Source organism: Candidatus Neomarinimicrobiota bacterium (assembly GCA_022567655.1).
GTDB lineage: Bacteria > Fidelibacterota > SORT01 > SORT01 > SORT01 > JADFGO01.
The window spans coordinates 1-9,219 of record JADFGO010000082.1; the positions used below are offsets into that span (position 1 = coordinate 1).

Sequence of the window (9,219 nt, forward strand, 5' to 3'; positions counted from 1 at the left end):
AAAGAGTTGTCTAAAGATAACCATAAATACACTGATGAGGAATTGATCGCCAGATTTCAAGATGGTGATGAATACGCATTTGACGAGATAGTTCATAGATATAAAGATCGATTGTTGAACTTTATTTTTAGATTCCTCGGACAAATGGATGAAGCCGAAGACATTGTACAAGACACTTTCCTGAAGGTTTACAAGAATAAGAATGCTTATGAAAACATTGCCCGCTTCTCTACGTGGATATATACAATAGCCGGAAACCTTGCAAAAACCGAGCTGCGAAAGAGGAAGAGAAGAAGGATGTTTTCAATATCAGGGAAGGGCGTTGATGAAAAAGAATATGAGTTACCCTCCGGCGATAGAACTCCTGAGGAAGAAACGGACAGCCTGTTCAATGAGAAAATCATACAAGGGGCAATTGAAAAATTGCATGAGAAATTTCGCACGGTAATAATTCTTAGAGATATTCAGGAACTTTCTTATGATGAGATTAGTAACATAATAGGAGTCCCTCTCGGGACGGTTAAGTCCCGCGTAAATAGGGCGAGATTAAAGCTTCAAGAAATGCTGAAAGATATCAGGTAGTGAGCCGATACTTCACCGTTGGAAAGAAGATTAAAATTGATGAGAAATCAGAAAGAATAGTAATTACATAACCAAGGGAGCATGCCTATAGATGGATTGTAACGAATATCGTGATAACGTCACGAACCTAATTGAAAATAGTTTAACTACTCGAGAGAAAAAATCCGCATTGGAACACCAGGAAACTTGTTCCGATTGTGCGCATTTAACTGCGGACGTGCAGAAAATCCTTAAAAGCTTTGGTAATATTGGCGTAGTCAGTACCTCTCCGGACTTTGAAACCAAACTTTACAAAAAGTTGCGAGAAGGCTCTGATGTTTCTATCAGTGACAAAGTTGGTGAGTTGCTGAATCCTGCTTCGTTCGGTTTTAAAGCTTTTGCGATGGGATTTGCTGTTTTGCTTATCCTGGTGACCGGAACCGTTTACATGTACGATGGGTTTTCAGGTGATGCGGGAAACGGAATGCCGGCGCTCTCAAGCCCGGGATTCATTGAAAAAAAGAGTGACAAACCTGCCGCCATAGAAGAGGATGAGTTGATCGAGCCTGATTCTGAAGAAAAAGATGATGAAAATTCAACGCCGGATAACACTGATTCTTTCAAAGACAAGAGTTTAGACGAGTAAAATCATATTTCCTCCCGGATATTGATTCGGAATATCGGATAGGCATATACGGAAGTATAATCCCCGAACTTTATTGACATTTCGTCAGTTTGTTCTATATTAGGCTCCAACAGCTTTTAATTACTAAGGTTCATGTTTGATTAACCTGCGAGAAGCGCCAAAATCCGTCAGTCGACGGAGCTTTCCGTCAATAGGGATAGGTTTCATCTTACTTCTCGCTCTAATGTATCTGTATCTTACGACAGAAAACAGTGTCGGCGGTTTGCATAACGTGCTGAAACCTTTATCTGCCGTCACAATTTTTATAGGCTCTGTTATCCTGATATATAGAGCCGTGACAGCTGCTTCCAATTCAGCCGGACATATTTACGAGTTCAAGAATAAGTTCCCATTTTTAAACATTAGCAGTGAAGAAAAGGATTTCACGGATATCCCGGCTTATTACGCCGATGATGAATACAAAAGCTATATAGATATGTTCCTTGACACCCTCAGCGATACATTCGTGGCAAGAGCCGCAGCTTTTTATATGGGCGGGTCCAGAATGGAAATTCAATCGGTCGTTCCGGCTGACGAATCAGACGAATTTCACAGGGAACTGGGAATGGGTGAAGGTATTATCGGTAAGGTGCATCAATCTCAGAGCACAATTCTTGTGAAAAGTATTAACGATATCGCCGAAAGCATCGATTACCTCAAGGATCCGAAAAATGTAAAATCGTTTTTGGGAACACCGGTATTCTATGATAAAAAACCGATAGGTGTTTTGTTTGTCGACAGCAGAGCGGAGGACTCATTTGGAGAGTCTGATAAAAAGCTTATAGAAAACTTTGCTGTTCTCTTGGAAAAAACGATCTCTCAGTTGGACTCCACGTTTAACTTCCACAACCGTCTGGGTTATCTGTCTGAACTCTACCGCTATTTTCTTCTGGTACAACGTTCAAAAAGGATTGAAGAGGTCATTAATCAGACGGCGAGTATAATTAAAAGATTGGTTAAATCCGATGCCGTCACTATCTCATTATTGATCGAGAATAAGTCTGATACCCTAAAAATTGTCCAGTCTGAGGGAAAGAGAGAAAGATTTGTTGTCGGGGTTGAATACCCGGTTGAAGGAGGGTTGAACGGGCTCGTTATAAAAAAGAATTCCATGATTACGGTACCTGAAATAGAGGAGGAGGGATATTTTAAACCAAGGTTTGTCAGCGATGAAAAAACAAACAGAGAATATCACTCCTACCTCGGCGCTCCTATCTCCATCGGTGATGAAGTGATCGGGGTTATCGGGATGGACAGTAAAACGCCGGCTAAATTTTCGGAAACCGATAAGGCTATTCTCACCTCCGTAGGGTGTATGGCCGGACACGTATTATCAAGATTAAATCTGATGAGAGAGAAAACATCTAACTTACTGATTGACAGCCTGACCGACCTTCCGAATCTTAAACATTTTAAGAGTATCGTTACGAACCAGATATTGAGAGACAAAAGATATGAGGGCAGGTTTTCCGTATTGATAATAGACGTGATCAAGATGGATAGAATCAATAAAAAGCATGGAAGAAAGGCAGGGGACGCCATACTAAATTTCATAGGGCAGTATTTGCGGGAATCTACACGTATTTCTGATACTAAGGCACGGTATGGCGGTGATGAGTTAGGCATGATTCTCCTGGGAACAAGTCAAAAATTAGCTTCGGAAATTGCCGGTAGGATCAAAAAAGATTTGGAAAAGAGAGTGTTTGATTATAATAACGAATTTATTACATTCAACGTCGGCATCGGATTATCGAGTTTTCCGGATGACGGAGAGACAGCAGATGAGATAATTTCGAGCGCTGACAGAGCGATTATAAAACTGAAACATGAGGGGTATCAGAAACCTGATCTGATATCCAAGTAAAAGAGGGAAATAATAAGTTACAAAGCTGGAGTAAAATAAATGGCAAAAGATAGAAGTTTCGCCGCTAAGACCGCTAAGGTCGGCACCGATGGGGAACATTGTCCCGTATGCGGCAACAGTTACACCTATTTAAAGCACTACTCGACTTCGAAGTCTGAAAAAACCGACTCATGGAAACTTAACAAGAAAATGGTAAGAGTCTGTAGTTGTAATGAAAAAGAGATTTACGGTTAAGCTAATCTACGGGGGCAACCTTCGACGAATCAGATGGTTTTTCAGATTTACGTTTCAATCGTATGGTTTTAATCAATTTAAGATTTTTTAAACTATACTCTAATTTTCGCAATTTTACCGAATCCATCTTTGACATTCGGGATGAGTCTATGATGATGTGCAGCTTTTTCGTGATCTTTATCGGTGGAAGAGACACGGGGAGAGTTCCGATGATGGTTAATTCTGATTCTTTCCTCTCTATCGGCGCAAGTGGGGCAACCTCTACGGGGTTGACATGTAAATATTCCAATACGACTTGCTCATCTTCTTGAGACAGCTGTGCGACTCTTCCGCCCGTTATCAGCGGTTCCGACCACCTATCGATACCTATTAGCTCTGAAAGGTTCTCTTCCTGAAATGCGGAAAGCTCTTCAATTCTGATAGCGATAGAATCGAGCTTTATCGAAATCGCCTGCTTAGAGGCAGCAGAAAAGTCAACATTTTCGTGAGCCCTTTCAATCCCGACAATTATGCGGCGAATCTCAGCATCGAAATCCGGATTTACGACCATTCTCAAATTTAGAATTGAGGATGCAATATCCTCAACTTCTTCGGGGGCGATCTCTCCCCCGGCGACTTTTTCCGAAAACTCTTCGAATATTTTATCGAGGTTCTCTTTTGCGTCTGCTTCCCGTGTACGGCTCATAAGAATTTCATGGAGTTTATCCATAGAGGACTCAACTATGGAGGGTTCAATAAATTCTGACAGTATTCCTTTATTCATGAAATTGTATATCAGAACCGTGGCAATTACGGCTGCGATTATTTTTATAAATGTCCAGAATTTTTCGTTCATTCGGAAACTACCATCTCTTTAACGAATTCTACGGTAAACAACTCCTGAGTTCACTCACACCGAAAATAAGCGTGGAGACGTACTCCCCGCAAGCTTTTTTAAAATATATAGTTTTCCCTTGTTTCATTTGAATTGTGGGGATAATTTAATAAGCCGATGAATGACATAGTTTCAATTAAAATCACTCTCCTGCTGACTCTGCTGAGCATCAGTTTTGTTCAATGTACAACCGCCCCTAAAGGAGCTTCCACCGAAAAAGTCAGCGAATCTGATCAATATCGGGAATACAACCCGCTTGCTATCGACCATTTCATGGAAGGGTCGATATTGGATCTCCGTGAAGAATATGCCGCTGCCATTGAAGAGTATATCAAAGCCTTGAAATATGATTCTACTTCCGCAACGATCTATCTTGCTCTCGCTGAGGATTATACAAGATTACAGAATTCCGCAAAAGCCATCAAATCAACCAAAAAAGCGATTGAATTGGACCCGGATAACACCGAAGCGACGGGTCTGCTCGCCCGTATTTATTTTGCGAACGAAAGATATGCTCTTGCTGCCCGCTGGTATGATAAATTGGTATCTCTTGACCCTGATGATCGGAATGGATGGTTTCAGCTTGCGGATTCGTACGTTAGAGCCGGTAACAGAATCGAAGCTGCGAAGACCTTTGAACGGCTATATGAATATGATTCCTCCGCAACGGAGGCATTGCTCCGTGCCGGAGATCTATATGAAAAACTTCAGCAGGAAGAAAAAGCGATAAGCCTGTTCTCAAAGTATTACGAACAATTTCCCGGGAATCAGGCTATACGAAAGAAGATTGCTGATTACTATGCGGATAAAGGAAATTTTGAAAAAGCAAAAAAACTTTATCAGGACCAGTTGAAAGATGATGATAAGGACTTATCGACAATGATCTCCCTCGGCGATCTATACTGGCGGGAAGGCGAATTGGAGGAAGCAAGGGAGCATTTCGAGAAGCTGAAAAGCGGAAATGAGAAAGAATGGCGGATATATTTCTATCTTGGTAATATAAACGCCGATCTCAAAGAGTATGAGACCGCGGTGACGAATTTCAAAGAGTTGATAAATCTTGTGCCTCGTATGTCGGTCGGATATTCGAATCTGGGGCGGGTTTACCTGATCCGGAACAGGAACGATGAGGCGATCGAAGTGCTTACGCAGGGTGATAAAATGTCTCCCCGCAGCTGGACTATACGCTATCTCTTAGGAACGGCGTATAATAGCGTAAAAAACTATAAAAAAGCCGAAACCTCTCTTATCGGCGCTCTCAATATGAGACCGGATGACGTAACTACTAAAACGGTACTTGCATCCGTTTATGATAATCTAAAGAAATACGATGAAGCGGACGACCTTCATCTTCAAATACTCAGTAAAGATCCGAGTAACACCACCATCTTGAATAATTACGCTTACAGTCTGTCGGTACGTGGAATTATGTTGAAAAAAGCCCTTGAGATGGCACAGGTAGCAGTGGATAAATCACCCGATAACCCTGCTTATCTTGATACACTCGGCTGGATTTATTTTAAAATGGGAAGCATTAAAAAAGCGCAAAAATTTGTCAAGCAATCCATCAGCCTGGATGATAAAAGCGCAGAAGTCTTAGAACATATGGGCGATATTTACATTAAAATGGGCAAGAAGGAGCTGGCAAAGGATTTTTATCAGAGGGCACTTGAAGCTGAAGAAGTGCAAACGACTACAATTGAAAAGGATTTTACCAGGTAATATAAATTCCAATTACGAATTGTGAATAATCACCTACGCCCCCTATCGTTAACAGCGTTAATCAGCCTGAGTTACGGCTGCGGATTAATGACAACTACAAAATCTTCCGTTGATCCCGTCATCAGTGCTGAAAGTATTATATCCGCTATTAATGACAATAAACAAAAGATCGTCTCTTTTAGCGGTGAAGCGAGAATTGCGATTGACACAGGCGAGATGATGCAGACAGGAACCTGTTACATCAGAATCGAGATGCCATCGACTCTCGAGATGAGTATCAGGGGTCCGCTCGGTATCCCGATTGCCGAGGTTAAAGCGGACAGCGGCTATTATATGTTAAGGGATTATTTGAGACAGGATTTCTATGAAGGAACTCCCGATGAAATAGATTTTATGGGGTTGCCTTTTAGTTCCGGATTGAATGAACTTTTAGAAGTGCTTACGGGAACGACGACCATAAACCCGAAAGAACTGGACAGCTTACGTCAATACAGCATAGACGGTGATAAGTACTACTTTGAAATAAGAATCAACGATGTGAAAAAATCAAGTTGGGTAGATCGTAAATCGCTGATATTAGTCCGACAGATCATATCCGTTTCTAACGGGGAATATGAATTGGAAAAACGATTTTACGACATAGAAACGATTAAAGGGGTAAATCTCCCAAGAATAATTCATGTTTTCAGTGAAAAACTTGGAGGTTCATTTTCGTTGGAATATACAAACCGGACGATAGAAGTTTTAGAAGAGGTAACTCCTTGAAGAGCTCAGCGGTTGATCTTTCAATACTGATCCCCTTGTATAATGAAAGGGAATCGATTCGGGAACTGGCGTCCGAGATAACGGAGTCTCTCGGAAAGCTTTCAATCAGTTATGAGATCATATTCGTTGATGACGGCAGCAGAGACGGTTCTTTTGAAGAGATAAAAACCCTCGCCTCAACCGACTCCCGTATTATCGGAATCCGGTTCAGGAGAAATTATGGAAAATCCGCAGCGCTGTCGGAGGGCTTTGAAATTTCGAGGGGTAATATCGTGGTGACTATGGACGCCGACCTTCAGGACGACCCTGCCGAACTTCCCGCCATGATTGAAAAGTTGAATGAAGGATATGACGTTATTTCCGGGTGGAAAAAGAACAGAAAAGACCCCTTGACGAAAAAAATTCCAAGCAGGCTTTTCAACTTCGTTACCCGGTTGATGTCCGGCGTCAGAATACATGATTTCAACTGCGGATTGAAAATATATAAAGCCGACGTCGTCAAAACGGTCAGAGTTTACGGTGAACTGCACAGGTATATCCCGGTACTTGCCAAATGGGCGGGATTCAGGGTCGGAGAGTTGGTAGTAAATCACCGGAGCCGTAAATACGGGAGCACCAAATTCGGTGCGAGCCGCTTTTTCAAGGGTTTTCTGGACTTGCTAACGGTAATGTTCCTCGGGAAGTATAATAAGAACCCTCTTCACTTCTTCGGCATACTCGGAGGGATTTTGTTTTTTATCGGTCTTTTGATCAACGGTTACCTTACGTACCAATGGTTTGGCGGTATCTGGATCGGGAATCGGCCTATTCTCTTCCTCGGTATATTGATGATGATCGTGGGTATCCAGTTCGTTTCCCTCGGACTACTTGCCGAGATGATTGCCGCGGGAAAAGATAGGGAGAATTATTCCGTATCGGAGAAAATCGGAGTCGATAGTGAAAATTGACCTCTGTATGAGGGATAGACCCTAAGACCCGCTGATGGGTCAATAATGAAAGTAGTTCTGGTCGGTCCGTCACATCCCTACAGAGGGGGAATTTCTCACTATAATACCCGTCTCTATCAGGCGATGCTCGATAAGGGACACGAGCCGCTGCTCCTGAATTTTAAACGAATGTATCCTTCGATACTATTTCCCGGTAAAACGCAATATGACGAGTCGGGCAGGATATTTGAGGCTCCGTCTGAAAGGTTGATAGATTCGGTCAACCCGATCTCATGGTTTAGAGCAGCAAGGTTTATAAAATCTGCCGACCCGGACGCGGTGATCTTTCACTGGTGGCAGCCGTTTTTCGGACCCTGTTACGGCACAATCCTTAGCCGGCTGCGCGGAATTTCAGGCAAACGGATATTTATTTGCCACAACGTACAGCCGCATGAAGAATCTTTTATAGACGGGATTTTGAGCAGGAGAGTATTTCAAAAGGTCGACCGCTTTATCGTTCATTCAGAGGAGGACAAGGTTAACCTCCTTGATATGTATCCGAACGCGGTTATAGTGAAAAATTTTCATCCTGTCTATGATATATTCAAATCGGCGGGAGGCGTTCCCGATATGACGGAGAAGAACGGAGAGTCTCCTGCGAGAATCCTCTTTTTCGGTTATGTGAGGAAATATAAAGGGTTGATCCACCTCCTTGAGGCAATGCCGGAAATATTGCGAAAGATGAATCTGATTCTGACTATCGCGGGCGAATTTTATGACGAAAAGATTCCGTACCTGGAGCTGATAGATAAACTCGGTATCTCGAAGAACGTTAAGGTCATCGACAGGTACATCCCGAATGAAGAGGTCTCAAGTTATTTCGAGAATACCGATCTCGTCGTTATCCCTTACACGAATGCGACCCAGAGCGGCATAGTTCAAATCTCGTATAATTTCGGCATACCTGTAGTTGTTACACGGGTAGGAGGACTGCCCGAAGTTGTGTGGGATGGAGAGACCGGCTATATCGTTGAACCGGGTTCGAGTTCGGCGGTAGCTGATGCGGTGATCGATTACTTTAAAAATGGAAAAGCGGAGGGTTTCAAAAAGAACATCATCGAGCGTCAACACTTATTTTCGTGGGACAATCTGATTCAATCACTTGAGAGTTTAATTAAATGACTCTTTCACAAAAGCTTCCGCACGTCGAGATCATAGTTCTCAACTGGAACGGAAAAGACGACACTGTTGAATGCCTTCGTTCTCTTGACAAGATAGATTATCCCAATAAACAAATCAGCGTGGTGGACAATGCCTCAACCGATGACTCGGTCGAACTGATAAAAGGAGAATTCCCTGATGTTTCAATAATAGAGAACGAAACTAATCTGATGTATGCCGGGGGGAATAACGCCGGGATCCGAAAAGCGTTGGATAAGAACGCCGAATATATTCTCATTCTAAACAACGACACGGCGGTTCAAAAAGATTTCTTGACATATCTTATGAGAACTGCGCTTTCGGAGAGAGGCGTAGGAATTGTATGTCCTAAAATTTGTTACTATGAAAATGTAGGAATGATATGGTA

At 42.4% G+C, this 9,219-nt stretch carries 10 protein-coding genes; 9 read left to right on the top strand and 1 reads right to left on the bottom strand.

The features are described 5' to 3' along the window. Nucleotides 1–6 precede the first annotated feature (6 nt). From IID12_08290 to IID12_08305, 4 genes are all read left to right on the top strand, one after another. Nucleotides 7–582 carry a sigma-70 family RNA polymerase sigma factor gene (locus IID12_08290; protein ID MCH8289087.1) on the top strand — a complete coding sequence of 192 codons (576 nt, stop codon included), beginning with the start codon at nucleotides 7–9 and terminating at the stop codon, nucleotides 580–582. A 91-nt stretch (nucleotides 583–673) separates the two neighbouring features. Further along, on the top strand, nucleotides 674–1,207 hold the full coding sequence (locus tag IID12_08295; GenBank protein MCH8289088.1) for a hypothetical protein: 534 nt from the start codon (nucleotides 674–676) through the stop codon (nucleotides 1,205–1,207). A gap of 136 nt (nucleotides 1,208–1,343) precedes the next feature. Beyond that, nucleotides 1,344–3,110 carry a diguanylate cyclase gene (locus IID12_08300; GenBank protein ID MCH8289089.1) on the top strand — a complete coding sequence of 589 codons (1,767 nt, stop codon included), beginning with the start codon at nucleotides 1,344–1,346 and terminating at the stop codon, nucleotides 3,108–3,110. 39 nt (nucleotides 3,111–3,149) lie between these two features. Next, on the top strand, nucleotides 3,150–3,344 hold the full coding sequence (locus IID12_08305) for a hypothetical protein (GenBank protein MCH8289090.1): 195 nt from the start codon (nucleotides 3,150–3,152) through the stop codon (nucleotides 3,342–3,344). 1 nt (nucleotide 3,345) lies between these two features. On the opposite strand, the gene IID12_08310 is transcribed toward IID12_08305, so the two are convergent. Beyond that, nucleotides 3,346–4,179 (bottom strand): hypothetical protein, encoded by an 834-nt coding sequence (locus IID12_08310; protein MCH8289091.1) that lies wholly within the window; start codon nucleotides 4,177–4,179, stop codon nucleotides 3,346–3,348. A gap of 156 nt (nucleotides 4,180–4,335) precedes the next feature. Here IID12_08310 and IID12_08315 point away from each other — a divergent pair, with 156 nt between their 5' ends. The 5 genes from IID12_08315 to IID12_08335 form a co-directional block, all read left to right on the top strand. Further along, the gene (locus tag IID12_08315; protein MCH8289092.1) at nucleotides 4,336–5,940 is read left to right on the top strand and encodes a tetratricopeptide repeat protein; all 1,605 of its coding nucleotides are present in this window, start codon (nucleotides 4,336–4,338) and stop codon (nucleotides 5,938–5,940) included. 87 nt (nucleotides 5,941–6,027) lie between these two features. Continuing rightward, nucleotides 6,028–6,705, top strand: coding sequence for a DUF4292 domain-containing protein (locus IID12_08320; GenBank protein ID MCH8289093.1), 678 nt, complete (start codon nucleotides 6,028–6,030; stop codon nucleotides 6,703–6,705). Further along, a complete protein-coding gene (locus tag IID12_08325; protein ID MCH8289094.1) occupies nucleotides 6,702–7,652 on the top strand; it encodes a glycosyltransferase family 2 protein in 951 nt (316 codons plus the stop codon). Before IID12_08320 ends, IID12_08325 begins: the two co-directional genes overlap by 4 nt. Nucleotides 7,653–7,697: 45 nt before the next feature. Then, on the top strand, nucleotides 7,698–8,813 hold the full coding sequence (locus tag IID12_08330) for a glycosyltransferase (GenBank protein MCH8289095.1): 1,116 nt from the start codon (nucleotides 7,698–7,700) through the stop codon (nucleotides 8,811–8,813). Then, nucleotides 8,810–9,219: glycosyltransferase family 2 protein (locus tag IID12_08335; GenBank protein ID MCH8289096.1), on the top strand; the 410-nt coding region annotated here is incomplete at its 3' end. The genes IID12_08330 and IID12_08335, both read left to right, overlap by 4 nt.

Bases quoted from the DNA above. Each gene is read 5' to 3' on its own strand.
- IID12_08305 (MCH8289090.1), top strand. From the start codon at position 3,150: ATGGCAAAAGATAGAAGTTTCGCCGCTAAGACCGCTAAGGTCGGCACC.
- IID12_08320 (MCH8289093.1), top strand. From the start codon at position 6,028: ATGACAACTACAAAATCTTCCGTTGATCCCGTCATCAGTGCTGAAAGT.
- IID12_08295 (MCH8289088.1), top strand. From the start codon at position 674: ATGGATTGTAACGAATATCGTGATAACGTCACGAACCTAATTGAAAAT.
- IID12_08330 (MCH8289095.1), top strand. From the start codon at position 7,698: ATGAAAGTAGTTCTGGTCGGTCCGTCACATCCCTACAGAGGGGGAATT.
- IID12_08310 (MCH8289091.1), bottom strand. From the start codon at position 4,179: ATGAACGAAAAATTCTGGACATTTATAAAAATAATCGCAGCCGTAATT.
- IID12_08315 (MCH8289092.1), top strand. From the start codon at position 4,336: ATGAATGACATAGTTTCAATTAAAATCACTCTCCTGCTGACTCTGCTG.